General features: G+C 67.9%; 22 protein-coding genes. 2 read left to right on the top strand and 20 right to left on the bottom strand.

Features of this window, described 5'->3' with window-relative positions; all coding sequences use genetic code 11:
• Positions 1–51: 51 nt before the first annotated feature.
• The 14 genes from CKO28_RS00840 to CKO28_RS00775 all read right to left on the bottom strand — a co-directional run bounded on the left by CKO28_RS00840 (position 52) and on the right by CKO28_RS00775 (position 10,645).
• Positions 52–423, bottom strand: a complete 372-nt coding sequence (locus tag CKO28_RS00840; protein WP_200338633.1) for a hypothetical protein — start codon at positions 421–423, stop codon at positions 52–54.
• A gap of 62 nt (positions 424–485) precedes the next feature.
• Positions 486–1,724, bottom strand: coding sequence for a hypothetical protein (locus tag CKO28_RS00835; RefSeq protein ID WP_200338632.1), 1,239 nt, complete (start codon positions 1,722–1,724; stop codon positions 486–488).
• A 363-nt stretch (positions 1,725–2,087) separates the two neighbouring features.
• Positions 2,088–2,786: a DUF4332 domain-containing protein gene (locus tag CKO28_RS00830; RefSeq protein WP_200338631.1), complete on the bottom strand. Its 699-nt coding sequence runs from the start codon at positions 2,784–2,786 to the stop codon at positions 2,088–2,090.
• A 55-nt stretch (positions 2,787–2,841) separates the two neighbouring features.
• Positions 2,842–3,132 carry a hypothetical protein gene (locus tag CKO28_RS00825; RefSeq protein ID WP_200338630.1) on the bottom strand — a complete coding sequence of 97 codons (291 nt, stop codon included), beginning with the start codon at positions 3,130–3,132 and terminating at the stop codon, positions 2,842–2,844.
• Between the two features lie 28 nt (positions 3,133–3,160).
• Entirely contained in the window at positions 3,161–3,916 is a 756-nt protein-coding gene (locus CKO28_RS00820) for a hypothetical protein (protein WP_200338629.1), read from the bottom strand.
• 15 nt (positions 3,917–3,931) lie between these two features.
• Entirely contained in the window at positions 3,932–4,123 is a 192-nt protein-coding gene (locus tag CKO28_RS00815) for a hypothetical protein (RefSeq protein WP_200338628.1), read from the bottom strand.
• Positions 4,124–4,246: 123 nt separating this feature from the next.
• Entirely contained in the window at positions 4,247–5,224 is a 978-nt protein-coding gene (locus CKO28_RS00810; protein ID WP_200338627.1) for an SPFH domain-containing protein, read from the bottom strand.
• A gap of 102 nt (positions 5,225–5,326) precedes the next feature.
• Positions 5,327–5,551 carry a hypothetical protein gene (locus CKO28_RS00805; protein WP_200338626.1) on the bottom strand — a complete coding sequence of 75 codons (225 nt, stop codon included), beginning with the start codon at positions 5,549–5,551 and terminating at the stop codon, positions 5,327–5,329.
• A gap of 82 nt (positions 5,552–5,633) precedes the next feature.
• Positions 5,634–6,284 carry a hypothetical protein gene (locus tag CKO28_RS00800; RefSeq protein ID WP_200338625.1) on the bottom strand — a complete coding sequence of 217 codons (651 nt, stop codon included), beginning with the start codon at positions 6,282–6,284 and terminating at the stop codon, positions 5,634–5,636.
• Between the two features lie 517 nt (positions 6,285–6,801).
• Positions 6,802–8,178 (bottom strand): hypothetical protein, encoded by a 1,377-nt coding sequence (locus tag CKO28_RS00795; RefSeq protein ID WP_200338624.1) that lies wholly within the window; start codon positions 8,176–8,178, stop codon positions 6,802–6,804.
• 31 nt (positions 8,179–8,209) lie between these two features.
• Positions 8,210–8,959, bottom strand: coding sequence for an HNH endonuclease family protein (locus CKO28_RS00790; protein WP_200338623.1), 750 nt, complete (start codon positions 8,957–8,959; stop codon positions 8,210–8,212).
• A 100-nt stretch (positions 8,960–9,059) separates the two neighbouring features.
• A complete protein-coding gene (locus CKO28_RS29255; protein WP_200338622.1) occupies positions 9,060–9,311 on the bottom strand; it encodes a hypothetical protein in 252 nt (83 codons plus the stop codon).
• Positions 9,200–9,502, bottom strand: a complete 303-nt coding sequence (locus tag CKO28_RS00780) for a hypothetical protein (protein WP_200338818.1) — start codon at positions 9,500–9,502, stop codon at positions 9,200–9,202. The genes CKO28_RS29255 and CKO28_RS00780 overlap by 112 nt, the downstream gene beginning before the upstream one ends.
• Positions 9,503–9,553: 51 nt before the next feature.
• Positions 9,554–10,645 carry a hypothetical protein gene (locus CKO28_RS00775; RefSeq protein ID WP_200338621.1) on the bottom strand — a complete coding sequence of 364 codons (1,092 nt, stop codon included), beginning with the start codon at positions 10,643–10,645 and terminating at the stop codon, positions 9,554–9,556.
• A 106-nt stretch (positions 10,646–10,751) separates the two neighbouring features.
• Here CKO28_RS00775 and CKO28_RS00770 point away from each other — a divergent pair, with 106 nt between their 5' ends.
• Positions 10,752–11,171: a hypothetical protein gene (locus tag CKO28_RS00770; protein WP_200338620.1), complete on the top strand. Its 420-nt coding sequence runs from the start codon at positions 10,752–10,754 to the stop codon at positions 11,169–11,171.
• On the opposite strand, the gene CKO28_RS00765 is transcribed toward CKO28_RS00770, so the two are convergent.
• Complete coding sequence (locus CKO28_RS00765) at positions 11,156–11,593, bottom strand: hypothetical protein (protein ID WP_200338619.1); 438 nt, start codon at positions 11,591–11,593, stop codon at positions 11,156–11,158. The genes CKO28_RS00770 and CKO28_RS00765 overlap by 16 nt on opposite strands.
• A 152-nt stretch (positions 11,594–11,745) precedes the next feature.
• On the bottom strand, positions 11,746–12,966 hold the full coding sequence (locus CKO28_RS00760) for an RNA-guided endonuclease InsQ/TnpB family protein (RefSeq protein WP_200338599.1): 1,221 nt from the start codon (positions 12,964–12,966) through the stop codon (positions 11,746–11,748).
• On the opposite strand from CKO28_RS00760, the gene tnpA reads away from it, so the two are divergent.
• Positions 12,886–13,392, top strand: a complete 507-nt coding sequence (tnpA, locus tag CKO28_RS00755; protein ID WP_437127602.1) for an IS200/IS605 family transposase — start codon at positions 12,886–12,888, stop codon at positions 13,390–13,392. The two genes, CKO28_RS00760 and tnpA, sit on opposite strands and share 81 nt — an antisense overlap.
• Positions 13,393–13,407: 15 nt before the next feature.
• Here the strand turns inward: tnpA and CKO28_RS00750 are convergent, their stop codons facing one another.
• The 4 genes from CKO28_RS00750 to CKO28_RS00735 form a co-directional block, all read right to left on the bottom strand.
• A complete protein-coding gene (locus CKO28_RS00750; protein WP_200338617.1) occupies positions 13,408–13,965 on the bottom strand; it encodes a hypothetical protein in 558 nt (185 codons plus the stop codon).
• A 6-nt stretch (positions 13,966–13,971) separates the two neighbouring features.
• Positions 13,972–14,169, bottom strand: coding sequence for a hypothetical protein (locus tag CKO28_RS00745; protein ID WP_207168716.1), 198 nt, complete (start codon positions 14,167–14,169; stop codon positions 13,972–13,974).
• Between the two features lie 393 nt (positions 14,170–14,562).
• Positions 14,563–15,786, bottom strand: a complete 1,224-nt coding sequence (locus tag CKO28_RS00740; RefSeq protein WP_200338615.1) for a hypothetical protein — start codon at positions 15,784–15,786, stop codon at positions 14,563–14,565.
• A gap of 339 nt (positions 15,787–16,125) precedes the next feature.
• Positions 16,126–16,578 (bottom strand): hypothetical protein, encoded by a 453-nt coding sequence (locus tag CKO28_RS00735; RefSeq protein WP_200338614.1) that lies wholly within the window; start codon positions 16,576–16,578, stop codon positions 16,126–16,128.
• Positions 16,579–17,004: the final 426 nt, after the last annotated feature.

The following is a 17,004-nucleotide window of genomic DNA, read 5'->3' as shown; positions in this document are numbered from 1 at the left end:
CGGGCGGCCCTGCGCGCAAGGCTGCCCGGGTGGCTATCGATCTGGTTTCGATCAGGAGGTGGCGGCCTTCGCGGCGATCGCCGCGGCGGTGTCGCTGGCCGACGCCCCGTTCTGGAAGCCGTGTGCGATCAGGTGCGTATGCGGGTCGACCTGCTCGGGGGTCAGGCCGTGGGTGATCCGCAGGAGCGCGTAGACCTTGTCCTGGTGGTCCTCCAGGCCCTCGTCGTCATCCTCGTCGCCGGGGCGTGGCGTATTCATCTCGACACCGTGACGCCGCGCGAGGTCGTAGGCGCCCCGCTTGGGCGGCGCGCCGTTCATGTGAAGATGGGCGATCATGGTGTAGAGATCGTCGATCTCGTCGGGCGAGACACCGTAGCCTTGCAGCTCCCGGATCAGCGCGTCGGCGTAGCTCTCGATATCCATCTGGCGGGATTCCTTCGGGAACGGGCGGCGGGCACGGCTGCAGGCCGTGCCCGCCGGGTCGGTCAGTCCAGGGACTGGGTGTCGACGACGACGCTCCAGCCATCGCCGTCATGTTCGACGAAGTGCTCCTCGCCGTACTGATCGATGACCGTGTAGACACCGTCGACGTAGTAGATCTGCAGCGAGGGCACCTGTTCGACCGTGATGTGGGCGTCCGACGCCTGGTCGAAACGGATGACGTCGCCGATCTTCGGCGGGGCCCACTTGGGCATGCGGTGCTCGGCGAGCTGCCAGATTTCGCCGGCGCGCTCTATCAGGACCACCTGATCGCAGTCGCTCACCACGCGGTAGATGCCGTCGGCGAGGTAGGGCTGGTTGCTGCACAGCTCGGCCACTGTCGTGGTCATCCCGGAGTTGGCGCCGGAGTGGATCTCATCAGCGATCCGCGGCAACTCGGGGATCTCCTCCTGCTCCGCAAGGAGGGAGTCGATCTCGTCGTTGCCGTACGGGGTCAGTGCGTCCTCGATCGCCCTTTCGTTATCGTGCAGCCACTCGGTGGCCCGAGCCATCGCCTCCGGGTCGCTGTCCGGTCCGAGTTCGGCGTTGCGAACGGCGGGGTGACGGGAAATCCGCACCGCGACGTCGGAGGGCTCGAACACGCACGCCATGCAGCCGCGCCGGCGCAGCTCCTTGATCAGCTCGTAATTTGAGAGGCTGGCCAGGGCGTCGCCCGGGTTTGCCGAGACAGGCTGCGGCTTGCGCTTGGGCGCCGGCGGGCCGGCGAGGTACTTGTCGAAGTAGCTGCCGACGACCTCGCCCGCGTCGTCCTCGACCTGATGCCAGCAAGCGAGCGCGTCCTTCAGTTCGTGCTCAACCAACGCGGTGAGGTTGCCGTGCCAGGCGGCGGTGTCGTGCACGCTGCGGTCATAGATAGCGATGTCGCAGATCATGCCGGTCGCCGCCGCGATCTTGTTGAGCGCGTCGGTGAGGTCGGCGGCCTCGGCCTGGGTCAGCCAGGCCAGGGTCATGAACGCCTGCGGCTCCTCGACCCAGGTCCAGGTGACGAAGTGCAGGCTGCGGCCGTCGTCCGGGGTGCCGTCGGCGTGACCGTCGGCCTGGGCCGCTTCCGCCTCGGCGCGTAGCAGTGCGGTCAGCGTGTTGGCGTTGGGCTGATCCAGCATCGCCGCGATCGCGCTCAGCGCGTTCGTGTGCTTGATCTCGCACTGCTGGTGGTTGATCAGGTAGGTGCGCAGCAGGCGGGCCCACCGGTTCAGGCGGGGCTTGTCGAGCTTGAGATCCATCTTGAGGACCCTTCCCATGTGATTCGCAGCGTCGGCTGGACCGTGCGGTCCGTGAGCGGATGAGCGAGCCCCGTTACCCTCCACCGCCAGCCAGACGCCGCGCGCGGGCGGGTCATCTGAAAAGGGCGAAGTACCGTCAGTCGATCTGGCGGATTTACCGTGCTCGCGGGAAACGCGAGTGGGGCGTCGGAAAGGCTGGCCGCCGGCCTGTACCGGGAAAATGGGTCTCTGGAGTCCGTCGTGGACACGAAAAACCCGGCGGTTCCTGGCGCGTCAAACGCAGGAACCGCCGGGTGGACAGGGTTTGGTGTTAGCTGCCGGCGCGTAGCGCGCCGGCCGGGTGAAGCGCGAAGGGGGCCTGCGTCAGGACGAAGTGTTCTTGCGCTTGGCCTCGTCGATCCAGGCCTGCAGGCGTTGCTGGCTGATCGGCGCGTCGCCGAGCCGGCGATGGAGGTCCGGTGCGCTGGCGCGCGCCAGCTGAGCGATCGTGTGGATCCCGATCAGATGAAGGCGCTTGGCATTGGCCGGCCCGAGCCCCTTGATCTTGGTCAGGTCTTCGCTCTTGGCGTCCGCGGTGTTAGCAGCTTTCGCCGCACGCGGCTTCGGGCTGGTGGCGGTCTTGCGGTCCCGGCTGGCCTTGCTGGCCGCGCCGGCCGAGGTGCGGCTCTTGGCATCCCGGGCGGACGGACGACTCGGGCCGCCGCTGCGCTGTGTGCTGCCGCTTGCGGTCTGACTGGGCGCCGCCACGGACGGCGCCTGCGCGGCCGTGGCAGGCTGGGTTTGATCAGACCGATCCGTGCGCGTGCCGACCGGAGCGTTCTCGGAGGCTCCCAGGGTCGCGGCTGGTTGCGGTTCGGACGTCGCGGCTTTCTCCGGCGTCCGGGTGGTGCGGCGGATCCGCCGGGTCTTTCGCCAGTCCCGGCCGGTCAGTCCGGCTTCGTCTTTGCCGAGATCCGGTGTGCCGAAGAAGCGGCGAAGCAGGTCGCGTAACAAGAGCAGTCCCCCGTGCCTCTTATGACCAGCGTCATCGATGTCGCGCGTCAGTCTACGATATTGCAGCAACGGTGAAAACTTGAAGGGGGACCCGTGGCTTAGCAGACGGCGGTGACGCGCGCGATCAAGATGTCGCAAGATCCGTCACGCGCGTGTGCTCATCGAGCTCGCGCTCGGCAGCGTGGATCATGTCGCGCGCCGCGCGTCGCGCGATCGAGCGATGGCGTGCCAAATCGACGCTCATCTTGACGTCATCGCCGTCGCGGTCCTGGCCGGGCCAGACGAACTGGGCACCCCAGCCTGGATGAGACCGGCGGGCGGGGATCAGCATCGCGGCATTGGGTCGTCCGGGGACGACCCATAGGCGAGTGCCGTCGTGATGCCGACGCGCGTGGCGCAGCAGGGCGGTGTTCATCGACAGATACCTCGTCTATTGCGGGCGGTCAGCCGCGCTGCGGCGGGCGACGGAAACTGTACTGGTCGAACCCGTGCTTTTCCTTGCGGGTCTGGTCGTCGATCTCGGCGGTCGGGGCGCTCGCGCGCGGCAGGACCCCGCCGACGAACTGCGAGAGTTCCTGCATCATCGAGAAGGGATCGAGGACCTTGTAGAAGGCGATCGCCTTGAGCTGATCGTGGTTGACCGACCAGGCGACCGCGCCGGCGCCGAAACGCTGCGGGATCGCGCGGGTCATGATCGCGACGTCGCGGGCGATCAGGAAGTCCAGCGCGGGTTGCGGCAGGGTGAGCGGCGCGAAATAGGTCTCGAGCGTCGCGGCGTGGGTCTCGGAGCGGCCGAGCAGACCCCGGTTCACCCGGTCGATGGCGAGCCCGAGCTCGGCCAACCAGGCCCGCAGCGCTTCCTCGCTCCAGAAGAACTCGGCATGATGGGTGCCGTCAACGTCTGCCGCCAGGCCGACTCCCTGGTAGCGAACGCCGCACACGACCGCGGCGATCGCCGTGGCAGAGAGGGCCACGCGGGTGCTCTGCTGGCGCGGCCTGTACGCCGGCCCGACGGGCACGGTTCTGCCGCTGCGCAGGTCCCGCAACTGCATGCCCGGGATCGCCTTCTGATAGATGCCCGCGTCTTCGGCGTCCTTCGACTCGATGTCGGCGCTCTTGTTGCGCACGAACACGAGGTCGGGGACGCGGCCGAGGGCCAGCGCGCTATCGTAGTAGTCGTGCCCGCCGATCAGGCGCATGGCGTATCTCCTGTGTCAGGTGGGGGCCGCCGGTCGGGCGGTGAGTGCCAGCAGGTCGAAGACCGCCGCCAACTGACCGGGTGCGCGTGTGACGACCGGAAGAGCCCGGAAGGGCCAGAGGGAGCGGCGCTTGAGCTCGGCCCGCAGCGCATCGAGCCCCAGGGCGGGGCCGAATACCCGAACGCGCTCGCTGCAGGTCGTGGCCATCCACTTTCTCCCTGCTCTGATCTGAAGGTGGGTCCGTCCCAAACGCGAAGGCGGGGCGGCCCGGGCTACGCGAAACCGCGCGCCCGGGCCGCCCCGCGTGAGGCGACCGGAAGGAGACCAGGCTTACTCCGCGGCCTGCTCGGAGGTGGCCTGGGCCTTCGTCCAGGGGCCCTGGCTGTCGTTCGCCGGCGTCTCGCGCTTCACGTCCGCGCCGAGCGCGGTCATGCCGGTGACCATGCGGCGCATGTCGTCGACCGCGCTGTCGGCGGAGTAGGGCAGCAGGATCGTGTTGTTCGGGCCCTGCGCGGCGTCGCGCACCGTCTCGAACTGGTTGGTGATCATGGTCATCGCCACCAGGCTCTCGTCGGAGATCGTCGGTACGGCCTGGCGCATCTCCTCCATCGCCTCCTTCATGCCCTTGGCGATCTCGGCACGCTGCTGGGCCACGCCCGCGCCCTGCAGGCGCTTGCTCTCGGCGGCCGCCTCGGCATCGGCGATCTCGCGGATCTTGTGCGCCTCACCCTCGCGCACCGCGGCCTCCTTCTCGCGCTCGGCGGCGATCACGCGGTTGTAGGCGGTGACGACGTCCTCGGACGGGCGCGGCTCGTCGATCAGCACCTGGACGATCGTCCAGCCGAAGCCGTCTAGGCGCTCGGTCAGGCGCGCCATCACCTCCTGCTCGATCGAGTCCTTGTCGGTGAACAACTCCTCCAGGTCCATGGCGTTGACCCGGCTGCGGATGCTCGGCAGCACGTAGCTTTCCAGCTGCGCCTCGGGATCGGACAGCTCGTACCACGCGTTGCGGACGTTATCCTCCTTGGCGCAGTACTGGATCGCGACGGGTAGGGTGACGAAGGCGTTGTCCTTGGCCTTGGTCTTGATCTCCACGCGCTTCTCCAGCACGCGGGTCGACAGGCGGCCGGAGACCTTGGCGATCGGGTAGGGGAACTTCAGGCGCAGGCCGGGATGCTTGACCTTGTAGAAGCGGCCGAAGACCTCGACGACGGCGGCGGTCTTCTGCTGGACGACGAAGAAGCAGGACGGGAGCCACGCCATCAGCAGGACGGCGGCGGCAATCAGCAGGATCAGCGTGGGGGACATGAGCGCTCTCTACCGTAAACAAGTGGTGGCCGCGCGGGGGCGACCGTATTGGTGAACTCGTTTACGGATATGGGAGCGGTCGCAGCGGTCTGGTGCGACGGGTCAGAGGGCGCAGCCGTCGAACGTGACGCCGTAGGTGAGTTCGAAGGGGCGCAGCGTCGAGAGGTCGGTGCCGGACTGGATTTCGCGCATCTTCGCCGTGGCGAGCATCTGGCCGCTTGACCACAGCGCCTCGCAGCGGGCCGTGAAGGCCTCGCTGTGCAGATGCCAGACGATCGCGGCGGCCACGAGGCAGAGGCCGATCAGGATCTTGGTGCCGTCGGTCATTGCTGTGGCGCTCCTTAAGCACATGACTGGATGACGGAACGGCGGGCCTCAGCGCGGACCCGCCGTTGCGTTGGGAGCGGCGTTACTCGATAAACCGGTCGGCGTCGGAATCGCCGCCGCGGCGGCCGATGGCTGGCAGGCGTGGACGGGCGATCGCGGCCTTCTCCCCGAGCAGTGGGTAGGCGCGCGTCCGAAGCATTGAGCGTAGATACAGGATCCCGCCAACGGTCGAGGCCGACATCAGCACATAGAGGCCGATCTCATCGCCGAAGGCCTCGGCGAGCAGCTTGCGGCCATCGGTGATCCAGTTGGCGTTCAGGTAGAAGTTGGCGAAACCGAACAGGACCGGCTCCAGCCAGAAAAGGACGCCGCCCACCGACCCCAGCATCAGCTTCAGGGACATTGTGAACTGGGTCCAGAGGTTCAGCAGGTAGAAGGTGCCGAAGGTGATGATCACCGGCACGACAAACATCGCTAAGACCCCGAACAGGAGCTTCGTGAACAGCGCAACAGTTTGATCGCCTTCAGGACGGACATCGCCGAACAGCCATTCCAGGACAGCCTGGAACGGCCAGGTCCAGTAGGAGAACGGCGCAAGCGCCGCCATGAAGTAGGTCCAGATCGCAAGGATGACGAAGATCACGAGGAACATCATCAAGATGCTCTGGTCCTGCTGGTCGTGCGGGCGATGATCGCGTTCCTGCTCGGTCTCGTATTCGGGATCGTTGAACATGGAGGCTCCCCTCGATAAACCAAACGCACCGCCGGTGCTCTCGCTGGCGGCACGTTAAGACAGGGTGTAGGCGCCGCCGAAGCGCACAGTCTGCACCGCACTCTCTCAGAGTGACTCGGAACTAATCCGGCATTTTCAGCACATTCCAAGGCGATGGGTGTCGAGCGGGATGCTGGCAAGGCAAACCCAGATCTCGACGGACACGAGACAGGTTTCGAAGTCCCTGCCAGGCCGCCGGTTTTGGTTCAGCCAAACCAGGGTTCGTTCGACGACCCAGCACCGAGGCAATAGCTCGAAACCTTCCGTTGCGTGGCTTCGACGGACGATTTCAAGGATCCAATTGCCTAGTTTTCAAGTTTGCGAGCCAGCTTATCCCCACGATAAGCGCCATCTGCAAAACGTGACGCTGGCGACTCACCCGTCCGCCAGCAAGCGATGGGCCACTCCCGCGTGCGCGGAGCCGGCTCCCTGGAGAATATCCACCTGCGGACGGTTATCGTTATTTTTTCCGACGTTGTCAGGAAGCGTCGGGCGTGCCGACGTGCATCCCGTCGAGCCGCGCTAGCAGGGCCCGCCAGGCCGGCAGGTCGAGGTCCTCGGCCGTGCCGTCGCGCTCGGCTCGGACGGCGGAGTAGACGTCCTCGCCGGCGGCCGGGACCGGCTCGAAGGTCAGCTTGAGCGTCTCGAAGGGCGCGGCGTCGACGAAGTTGACGGTGTCGTAGCGCGGGGTGAGGGTCAGCATGAAGCCGTCGCCATCGAACCAGCCGTCGTTCTCGGTGTAGGTCACCTCGACACCGTTCTGCGCGATCGAGCAGACGATCACTGCCAGCGATACGGTCGGGTGCGCCTCGGTCCCGGCAACGTCCACCCACAGCTGGTCCTGGTCGGCGCCGGCGGTGTCCATGCCGGTGTCGCACAGGTGATTCTCCAGGGCCTTCCGGCGCGCCGCCGCTGCGGTGCGCAGGCTGGCCAGCAACGTCTCGTGGTAGGCCGGGTCGAGTGCCTTGGCCTCGGCGTAGTCCGCCTGCAGCAGGCGCTGCGCGGCCTGGTCGCGTGGGTAGAGATCGGCCTCGGCCGTGGGCGCCAGCAGGGCCTGCGCGTGCGCCTGGGCGGCCTGCTCGCGCAGCTTGGCGAAGCTGTTGGCCGCGCGCGGCTGCGGCAGGTCGCGGGCGTCCCAGCGGCCGCCGACGTAGAGGTCGTAGGCCGGCATCTCGTGCAGCCGCTGGATCTCCAGCCAGCCGGCCAGCTCGGCGTGCAGGTCCCGGTAGGCGTCCAGGCCCTGCGGGTCGGCCGCGGCCATCGTCTCGATGTCGGCGCGCGCGGCCGCGTCCATGGCGTGCAGGATGCGCACCACCTGGCTGGCGGTGAACGGCGCGGACAGCTCGCGGCGGGCGGCGTTGATCTCGCGCGCGGCGTCCAGCCACGCCCGGCCCTGCGCGGGCTCGAACGGCGTGCGGATCAGCGCGTCGACGCGCTGGCGGATCGCCGCGCGCCGCGCGACGATCTCGCGGGCGCGGGCGTGCCACTCGACCAGCGCCGGGGTGCCGGTGCGCAGCTGGTCGCGGAAGTGCGCGCGGGTGGCCTCGGAGGCGTCCGGCACCAGCTCGGCCATGTTCTTGCGGCAGTAGGCGTTGAAGTCGACCACCTTCTCCAGCTCGGTCTCGTCCATCCGCCAGAGCGCCTTCCAGCCCAGCTGGCTGGACAGCATCGCCTCCGGCCCGGTGCGATGGATCGTCTCGGCGAGCTGGTACTGGCTGTCGTAGAAGCCGGCCTCGGCGCGCGCGGCGATCCGGGCGGCGACCTCGCAATCCGGGCGGGCGGCCGCGGTCGTGGGCGCGATCAGGGTGGCGAGGACGGCGAGGGAAACGGCGAAAGCCGCGTTGAGCGATTTCATGTCTGTCGTCCCTTTTGGTTGACGCGCGGCGTCAGCGGCCCCGGTTGCGGCAGGTGGTGAGAACCTGGTCGGCGGCGCGGCGTTCGGCCGGGTCCATCGAAAGGTCCCATCGCCGTTTCACGGCGACCCATTCCCGGACGTAGGTGCAGCGATAGGACCGGTTCTCGGGGAGCCAGTGGGCGGGGTCGTCGGCGCCCTTGGACATGTTGGCGCCGGCGGACACCGCGATCAGGCTCCGGGGGTCCTCGAGATCGTTCGCGTACGCCTTACGCTTGGCGTGCGACCAGCGGTGCGCGCCGGAGCGGTGGGCTTCTGCGAGCGGCACGATGTGGTCGACGTGCAGATCGGAGGGATCGGTGAGGCGCGCTCCGGTATAGGGATCGATCCACAGGCCGCTGACCACGTCGCAGCCGTCCGCCGAGAGTTGTACGGGGCGCCGGCTTTCCGAGATCAGGACTTCCTGGCGTGCATCCTGACAATCTCGATCCGCGTCGCTCCAGTGGGAATAGAGGGCCCGGTCGTACTCCTGGAAGCCGCTCGGGGCGGGCGCTCCGGACGATGTTCCGCCGCCGCTGATAGCGTTCAGGCGCTGCAGCATCTCTGATTTTGAGGGGAAACTGTGTCCTGAAAGAGGCCCACGGTGGCACTCGTAAATGCCTTCGGCGCGGTTGTTGTGACAGCCGTGGCTGTCCAGCCCGCCACCGTGGCCTTCCGCGACAAGCGGGTGCAGCGCGACGGTGACAAGGGCGGCGATCGCCGCGCAGGCTAGCCGTGGATGCATGAGTCGGACCTCCCGGGGCGGATTATCGGTGAGAATCGTTAACGATGTGGAATCGCGCGCCGATTTCGCGGCGGCGCTCCGTGATCAGTGCCTTGCGCGGTTAAACGAGGGCGCCCATGCAGATGCTGACCAGCTCGGCCGACTCCTCGAGGTCGGGCGCCATCACCTTTCGCACGACGCGGTTGTCCGCATCGAGCGTGGTTTCACAGAGATGATTTGGGTCCGTCTCGCCCAGACCGCTCAGGGCGTGGCCGCGCGGACGTCGAGCAGGTGGGCGAGCGCGTCGGAGAGGCCGACGCCGAGGGCGGCGGCCCGTTGCCGTTGGAGCTCGCGCAGTTCGGCCGGACTGCATGGCTCGGGCTTGGCCATACCGTCCGGGATCATCTGGTTGACGAGGGGCCGGACCTGGCAGCGGGCATAGCGTGCGCCGGACTCGCTATTGACCCAGGCAATGTGCTTGGTCGCGCTGGCGTCGTCGTAGGCGCGCTCGACCGAGATCAGACCCCCGAGGACGAGGATCAGGGCGATGAGAACCGCGGGCATGAGGGTCTCCGATCTGGCAGATAACAGGGGGCTGCGGAGCCGGGCGGGCGGCTAGGCGGCGACCGGGATGGCGCTCAGGTAATCGCACCTGCCCGTTGCGCGCTCGGCCTCCGCCCGGCGGTACAGGCCGGCGTCGTTCGCGCTGCCGTAGTAGCCGGAGCAGTTCGGCCCGTACCAGGCGCCGCGCTTGCGCGACCAGATGCGGTAGAGCTGTTCGGTGCCGAAGATGTGCTTGCGGATCGCCTCGGCCCGGGTGAAGTCCATCGCGCGCACGGCGCGGTTCAGCGCACGCTCTTGAGCGTTGCGAACCTCGCGGATGATCGCCTTGCGGCGCGGATCGGCCGGCGGCGTCGTGTGCAGCTCGAAGCAGGCGCGCTTGGTGATGTGGCGCGCATTGGCCGACAGCCACCACATGTTATTCAGGGCGTAGAAGGCGCGGGCGCGCTGCCAGCGGCCGTGGCGGTCAGGGTACCAGACGGTCTGGCCCTGAGCGATCTCGCTGCCGTCGGCCCCGCGATTGTCCGTGGGGTTGGCGAGGCGGGGACGGCCGAGCGCCGGATCGGTATGCCAGTTGGTGGCATAGTCGTGCGCCACGAAGGCATCCGCGCTGACGCGCCCCTCCCTGACGTCTCGCGTGGTGGGCGCTTCCGGCTTCAGCGCATAGCCGTGGCGCGCCTGCAGGAACCCGACCAGTGCGCGGATCGTGGACAGCGCCTGGAGGCGGAGCAGGTAGGGCATGCGCTCGAGCTTGTCGAAGTCGTAGTAGCCGCCGTGCCGGTTCTCGACGTTGGCCACGTCCTGGAAGAGGGTGACCGAGAGCTTGCGGGGAGTCGCCTCGATCTTGAGCTGCAGGTCACCTTTCCGACCGGCGCGCCGGCTGCGCGAGAGGCAGGGGTAGTTCTTGCGGATCTCCGGGTCGACGCCGACATGCCAGCCGAGCGATGCGAGCTTGCGGCACAGGGGGCGCATCACCCGCTCGATGACCTGCTTCTCGGAGTCCGAGCCTGGGCCGGGGGATACCGGGCCCTCCTCCCAGACGGCGAGGGTGCTGTCGTGGATGTGGATCGTGCCGGTGCGCGGTGCGCGCGGATTGGCCGGTACGGACGGCAGAGTCGCGAGAACCTGGGGGACAGTGATCGGCATGATGGTCTCCATGACGGCTAGCCGGACCTTGCTGGTCCGGCGCCGGAGGGCGTGTTAGGGGTCCTGCCGCGGGAAATGGGGCGACAGGAAAGGCTTTGGGTCGCGGATGACTGAGCAGCAGGGACTTGATCCGGAAATCCGGATCGAGGTGGCCGGCTTGAGCGGCGCCCGCCCGGAGGCGCGCCGTCTGGTCGGCCTCCTCGTCGACGAGGGCCTGGCGGCCTTCGATAACGAGGCGGACTATGTCACAGGAACAGTGGATGTGTTCGACCGGGAGCTGGGGGCTGCCTGGCGCGAAGACACCGAGCTGATTCTGCAGGCGCTGAGCGCGCAGCTGCTGTTCTACCACCCGAAGAAGCCCGGCTATCGCTTCGCCACACTGCTGCGCTTCCTCTCGGTGGACGATGCACCGGACAGCGAAGTCGTCTGGTCCTTCGGGCACGAAGCGGCGTATCTGCTGATCGAGCGCCCGGAGGTCCGAGAGCAGCTGTCGGCGCGCGGGGACGCGGATCAGTCGAGCAGGTGATCGTGGCTCGCGAACAGGCCGCGCAGGTGGATCCGTCCGTGATGCGCGAAATCGGCGGCGAACTCCTCGACCTCGTCCTCGCAGTGCAGGTCCGGGTCGATTCCGCAGCTCTCCAGGTAGGCGTGCGCCAGTTCGTGCGCGAGGCTGGTGCGCAGCATCACTTGGAGATCGCGCCCGCTCCGCGCCGCGGCCCGGTGGGCGGCGACGTCGAGGGCGATCACGGGATGACTGGCGGTGCCGGCGATGTACTTGGCGATCGCGCCGTTCCTGCACTGACCCCGGCGGACGAAGAACAGGGTCATGTCCGGCAGGTCCATGGCCGGGATCAGGTGCAGCCGGACGGCCTGTTCGGCCTCGTCGAGTTCGGCTGACGCCGGCCGCCGGATCGGCCGGTAGTCCCAGCCTGGATCGTAATCGTGCACGGTTTCGGTCTCCTAGAGATACGGCGCCCGGTCACGCGGATGGTCGGTAATCCGGGCGTTCTTGATCTCGAGCGCAGGCACATCTGCGTAGCGGTGGGCCTGATGAACTTCACCTACCCAAGCCGCTTTGCGGCTTTGGATGGGGTTTCGGGCTAGGTAGCCCAGGCCGGTTCCCGACCCATCTTTTTCAGGGCTGCGCGGAGCATCACCAGGGCGGCCGCGTGATCGCGGCCGATCCGGGTGCCGTCCGGCAGGGTGTGGGTGCGCTGGTCCAGGGTCTTCTTCTGGACCACCCAGGACTGCGGACAGCGCTGCGAGGGCTTCAGCCGCCGGGTCGGCAGGATCACCAGCTCCGTACCAGCTTCTGCCGCTTTGTACGTGAGCATCGCGATCAGGCCGCCGGGGGCGGTGTCGAGGATCGACCGGTTCAGGCCAGCCTTCTGGCTCACCTGCTTGCCTGGGGAGTCGACCGTGCCGCGGGCCGAGCGGGTCATCGCCGCGGCGTTCAGCTGTTCGGTTGCGAGGATGCGGTGGCGGGCGACCAGGGCGGCGGTGGCCTGGTGGCACCGGTCCTTGCGCCGGTTGGCCACCCGGCGGTGGCGCTTGGCGAGCAGCTGGCGCTGCTTGGCCGCCCGGTTTGACCCCCGGCCGCGCAGCGCCTTCGACAGCGCCCGCTGGCGCTGCTTCAGCGCGGCGCTCTCGGTCTCCCAGTAGCGCTCGTTCTCGATCGTCTCGGTCTCGTCCAGGCCGCGGGCGAGCGTGGCGTAGGTCTCCACGCCCCAGTCGATGCCGGCGATCTCGTGCGCGTCCGCGTCGATCTCGCGGTGCGGCTCACAGGCCAGCACCAGCGAGGCGAACCAGCCGTCGGCCTTGCGCATGATCTCGCAACGCTTGACCTGGCCCGGCGTGCGCGCCACGCCGCGTGCCCGCATCCAGCCGACGCCGCTGATCTTGAGGTGGCCGTGGTGCCAGCCTGCGTCGGGCTTGACGGTCGGCTGGAAACGGAACCCGTCGCCGTGGGCCTTGAAGCCGAAGCCGGAGAAGCGATTGCGCGATTTGAAGCGCGGAAAGCCCGGCGTTCCGCCGGCCTTGACCCGGCGGAAGAAGTGACCGAACGCCTCATCCAGGCGCTTTAGCGTCACTTGCAGGCTCTGCGCGTTGAGCTCGGCGTACGCCGGCTGCTCGGCGCGCAGCCGGGTGAGGCTCTTGCACTGGTCGCTGAAACCGATCGACAGGCCGGCCCGCTGGTAGGCGGAGATCCGCTCCTCGAGCGCGGCGTTGTACAGATCGCGATGCAGATCGCAGATCCGCTCCAGCGCGGCGGCCTGGGTTTTCGACGGGTACAGCTTGTAGGTGACGCGCCGGTGCTCCATCTTGGTTATATGGCTCCGCAGCAAGAATTACACAAGCTATCGCACTGCGCCTACGCGCTCACCTACCACTTGGTTCTGGTGACAAAGTACCGGCATCGCTGCATCACGGATGAAATCCTCGTGCGCTTCGAGGAGATCGCACGCGCGCGCTGCGCGGGCTGGGGCGGGGAGCTGCTGGAGGTGAGCGGCGAGCCGGATCACGTGCATCTGCTGGTCTCGTTGCCGCCGACGCTCACGCTTGCCGGGTTCGTCAACAATCTGAAGACGACAAGCTCCCGGTTGATCCGTCGGGACTTCGCAAAGGCGCTGGCGCCGTATTACTGGGGTCCGGGCTTCTGGTCCCGGAGCTACTGCGTCGTGTCCTGCGGCGGCGCGCCCTTGGAGGTCATCAAGCGCTACATCGAGGCGCAAGACAGTCCGGCATGACCAAGGCGACGGCCTTCACCTCCAACCAAGCTGCTTGGCAGCTCTGGATGGAGCACTGGCCGTCGAACTTTGGTAGATCGCCCGTTGAAGGGCGCCGGCCGCACCGGACTGGATCCCGTCCGGGCCCAGGGCTTGGGTCATCTCCTGCCGGGCGGCGCGCCCGATGCGGGCGGTATCGAGCAGGACGACCACGCCGTCGCGGGTGTCGTAGGTCGCCGCTGACTGGCCGTCGATCGCATCATCGGCGCAGGTCACGATCCGGAAGCCGGGCAGGGCCATATGCGAGAGGACGTTGTGCCGGAGCTCGTGCTCGATGTCGTCGAGGGGTTTCGAGGTCGGGCGCGCGGTCACGGGGCCGATCTCGTGCGCCAGCTCCAGGATGGCGACCTGTGCGGCCGTCGCCGGCGGTTCGGAGATCGTCATTGGACTTGCGGGCAGCGCCCAGTCTGCGAACTTCAGGATCGCAGCTTCGCTGCCCTCGGGATCGCTGACGCCGCGGGCGCGCAAATGCGCGGTCGCCAGGCCGTGGCGCTCGCTCCAGAGCGTCAGCAAGCCCTGCAGATCCGGGTTCACCGCTTCCTACTTGTGGTGTGCCGCGACATCGATCAGCAGATCAATCGTGCCATCGGCGAGGCGCTCCGGCCGCAGGACCATGCCGTCCTGGATCCCGGTGGTGGGTGTGATACGGAAGTCCGGGATCGCCAGGTGCGGCAGCAGCTCAGCGCGCAGGAAGGCGTCGACCGCCTGGATCTTGTCGGTCGTCATGTCAGCGGCCATGGCCGTACCCCCGGGGTGCGACGTTGCCTTCCGCATGCGCGCGGTCGCCGGCCTCGGTGCGGTCGTAGAGGCTCTGCATGCGGCGTACCAGCAGGCCGCGCTTCACCAGCAATCGGCATAGATAGGCGGCGCGGCCCTTCGGCCAGCGGAAGTCCTAATCGATCACGATCGTGCTCGGCAGGCGCTTGCCGAGCGCAAGCATCTTGAGGCGATCGCGGTCGTTCCGGGCGCGCCTTACGGCCGGGAAATCCAGCGGGCGCATGGGCCCCTCCATTGGTATCAGTTCATGACCGGAAGATGGGGGCACTGCCCGCTTTTGGGCCCGGGGTGCGTCCCGGGTGCGGGGTGCCGCTGGGGCACCCCGCTTTCGGGTCTCGGATCGCCGTGAGGCGCCTAGATCTTGGGATCGTCGACGGCCTCGGCGGTGCCGGAGCGGTAGGCGATCGAGCGCAGCGGCGGACCGTCGGTGGCCGAGGAGCCCATCACCACGGTGCGATCGCGTTGCAGCAGGGCGATCAGATCGCTGTCGGCGTGGACGTCGGTCCAGACGTTCAGCTTGGCGCAGCCGAGGGTGTTCTCGAGCAGTACTTCCTGCTCGATCGACCTGTCGGCCGACTCGCAGCGGATCAGCAGCCCGCTTCCGCCGTAGACGCAGGTGACCGTGAGCGGCGGGCCCGCGTCCTCGTCGTCTGCGCCGCCCGGCGTGTTGCGCCAGTCGTTCAGCTGGAAGCGGGTCTGGAAGAACCGCTGGTCCGCCGGGGCGTGGGGCATCTTCGCGTAGCCGAACCAGGGGCGCGACAGCGTGCCGACATCGGGCTCCGGCAGGGCCATCAGGTCCTCGACCTCGAGGGCGTTACGCGAGCCGTCGAGACGGACGCCGGCCGCGAGCCCGTCGCTCGCCATGTTGGCGAGGAAGTTGGCGGCGGCGAGGCAGACCTCGGCCGTCGAGCCCTGCACACCTTCGACCAGGGTCCCGGACGGGTCCAGGAACTCCGCCTTGAGCGTCCGGTTGCTGGCCGCCGGGTCGAGCCACCAGGTGAGCTGAGCGTTCTCGGCCAGCGCCTGCAGCGCCGCGGGATCGAGCGTCTCGGCCGGGGCGTGGGCCGCCTCCGGTGTGCGCACGAACAGCGCGACGTGGTCGCCGCTTTCGATCGCGTACTGACCCGCCAGATGCCAGCCCTGGCCGTGTGGCGGTGTGGGCTCCCACTCGGTCAGCGGCGGGATATCGTTGGTGCTGTAGTAGGCCTCCTCGAGCCGCCGCGTGAACTCATCCGCGCTCTCGCCCGGATCGCTTTCCAGGATGACGTGACAGGTCTCCAGACCAAGGACGCGCTTGATCTCGTCGCTGTTCTCGACGTCCTTGAACTGCCGCCAGGTCCAGTAGCCGATGTTGAAGTCACCAGTTGGCGTGCGGTCGAGGCAGCGGATCAGGTCCGGCGCCTCGGCCGAGATGTGCGCGCTGGCGTCCATGGCGCTCTTGAGCGCGCCGTAGCTGGCGTAGCCGAGCGCCTGGGCGAGCGCGTCGAGGGTCTGGCGCTGTCCGGGGTCCTTGGGCAGACGCGTGCGGAGGCTCTTGACCAGGCTCTTCACGCGCTGGTCGGTCAAATCGATCTGCATGATGCGTTGCATCTCCTGCGATGTCGGCGGTCGGGTCGCAGTTCTCTGTTCGTCCCCGGGGGACTGGCTGGCGCCGTGGCACTCGACCCAACCGCACGGGACAGGGATGCGGTCTTGGATGGTCGTTCGCGATGCGGGACTTGGTCGTACCCGTGGGCGATCCACGGGCGGCGCCGACGGGCGCCCGCAACCCAAGTGGCGGTCTGGCCACTCGCGTGAACGGATCCGAGGATCCGCTCACGTCAGTGGTCATCTTGTGAAGTGGAAGGTGGGTGCGCGGCACGCCGCCGGCCCCGCGATCGGGCGGCCGGCGGCGCGTTGCGCAACTCAGGGTGGGGCTTAGAACCTGTTCATCTCCGTTTGAAGACGGGGGCGGACGTTCTGTTCACACCCCCGGCCGTTTGCGGCGAACACTTCGGAGCCGTCCTGGTTATCGACGACCGAGATCTGGAAGCTGTAAGCGGAACCCGACGGGACACAGCTGTCGTAGCGGCGCTGGTCGATGTAGGCGGTGTAGCGGGTGCGGTACGTCGCGCCCTGCTCGAGCCGGGTGTTCTCGCCGATCGTGCCGCGGGTTACGTTGGGCCCGCGCTGCACCCGGATATCCCAGCCGCGATTGCGCAGCTCGCTCTTGAAGATGCCGACGATACCGCCGTTGCCGGGCGGCACGGTGATCGACTTCTCGGTGAGTGGCGCGTCCTCGTAGTAGACGGCGTCGGTTGAGGTGCAGGCGGCCAGGCCGGCGATCAGCAGGGCAGCTGCCGCTGGGCGGAGCCGTTTCAGAAGCGTCATGAGAAACTGTCCGGTTGGTTGCGCGCGGCCAAGCGGGCGCGCGGGGGAGGGGGTGGTTTCGAGTGTGTCCAGGTCGAACGGTATTAGTCGTGGTCTATAGGCTCGCGTCTGATCGCGCTACATCGGGTGACGCGCTATATTGTACCGTGGAGACGGCCTTCAGGTCTTAGGTTTGCCGCAGAGACCCGTAATTTCCGGTAAATCTCACGCACCTGACGCCGGAGGCAGGCCCTTTGCTGTGTAACCGGGTAGTCCGCGCCAGACGAGCTTCCACACTGCGCCGGGCCTGACGTGTCGGATGATCTCGGCTGGCGACGCTCGAAGGCGAGTTCCCGGCGATCGACACCCGGAGCTCCCTCGCGCTCAGCCGAAAGGCGGGCGCTGGTCCGCACTTCAAGCCCGGCCAGGACCGCCATCTCGTCGCCG

It is taken from the genome of Rhodovibrio sodomensis, from assembly GCF_016583645.1.
GTDB lineage: Bacteria > Pseudomonadota > Alphaproteobacteria > Kiloniellales > Rhodovibrionaceae > Rhodovibrio > Rhodovibrio sodomensis.
Note: the sequence above shows the minus strand (reverse complement) of the source record. Positions and strands in the feature narration are given on the sequence as shown.

Coding starts and splice junctions, on each gene's coding strand:
- tnpA (WP_437127602.1), top strand. CDS start 12,886: ATGCAGATCGCAGATCCGCTCCAGCGCGGCGGCCTGGGTTTTCGACGG.
- CKO28_RS00805 (WP_200338626.1), bottom strand. CDS start 5,551: ATGACCGACGGCACCAAGATCCTGATCGGCCTCTGCCTCGTGGCCGCC.
- CKO28_RS00820 (WP_200338629.1), bottom strand. CDS start 3,916: ATGCGCCTGATCGGCGGGCACGACTACTACGATAGCGCGCTGGCCCTC.
- CKO28_RS29255 (WP_200338622.1), bottom strand. CDS start 9,311: ATGCAGTCCGGCCGAACTGCGCGAGCTCCAACGGCAACGGGCCGCCGC.
- CKO28_RS00800 (WP_200338625.1), bottom strand. CDS start 6,284: ATGTTCAACGATCCCGAATACGAGACCGAGCAGGAACGCGATCATCGC.
- CKO28_RS00840 (WP_200338633.1), bottom strand. CDS start 423: ATGGATATCGAGAGCTACGCCGACGCGCTGATCCGGGAGCTGCAAGGC.
- CKO28_RS00775 (WP_200338621.1), bottom strand. CDS start 10,645: ATGCCGATCACTGTCCCCCAGGTTCTCGCGACTCTGCCGTCCGTACCG.
- CKO28_RS00835 (WP_200338632.1), bottom strand. CDS start 1,724: ATGGATCTCAAGCTCGACAAGCCCCGCCTGAACCGGTGGGCCCGCCTG.
- CKO28_RS00825 (WP_200338630.1), bottom strand. CDS start 3,132: ATGAACACCGCCCTGCTGCGCCACGCGCGTCGGCATCACGACGGCACT.
- CKO28_RS00815 (WP_200338628.1), bottom strand. CDS start 4,123: ATGGCCACGACCTGCAGCGAGCGCGTTCGGGTATTCGGCCCCGCCCTG.
- CKO28_RS00745 (WP_207168716.1), bottom strand. CDS start 14,169: ATGGCCGCTGACATGACGACCGACAAGATCCAGGCGGTCGACGCCTTC.
- CKO28_RS00795 (WP_200338624.1), bottom strand. CDS start 8,178: ATGAAATCGCTCAACGCGGCTTTCGCCGTTTCCCTCGCCGTCCTCGCC.
- CKO28_RS00770 (WP_200338620.1), top strand. CDS start 10,752: ATGACTGAGCAGCAGGGACTTGATCCGGAAATCCGGATCGAGGTGGCC.
- CKO28_RS00760 (WP_200338599.1), bottom strand. CDS start 12,966: ATGGAGCACCGGCGCGTCACCTACAAGCTGTACCCGTCGAAAACCCAG.
- CKO28_RS00735 (WP_200338614.1), bottom strand. CDS start 16,578: ATGACGCTTCTGAAACGGCTCCGCCCAGCGGCAGCTGCCCTGCTGATC.
- CKO28_RS00810 (WP_200338627.1), bottom strand. CDS start 5,224: ATGTCCCCCACGCTGATCCTGCTGATTGCCGCCGCCGTCCTGCTGATG.
- CKO28_RS00790 (WP_200338623.1), bottom strand. CDS start 8,959: ATGCATCCACGGCTAGCCTGCGCGGCGATCGCCGCCCTTGTCACCGTC.
- CKO28_RS00780 (WP_200338818.1), bottom strand. CDS start 9,502: ATGCCCGCGGTTCTCATCGCCCTGATCCTCGTCCTCGGGGGTCTGATC.
- CKO28_RS00740 (WP_200338615.1), bottom strand. CDS start 15,786: ATGCAGATCGATTTGACCGACCAGCGCGTGAAGAGCCTGGTCAAGAGC.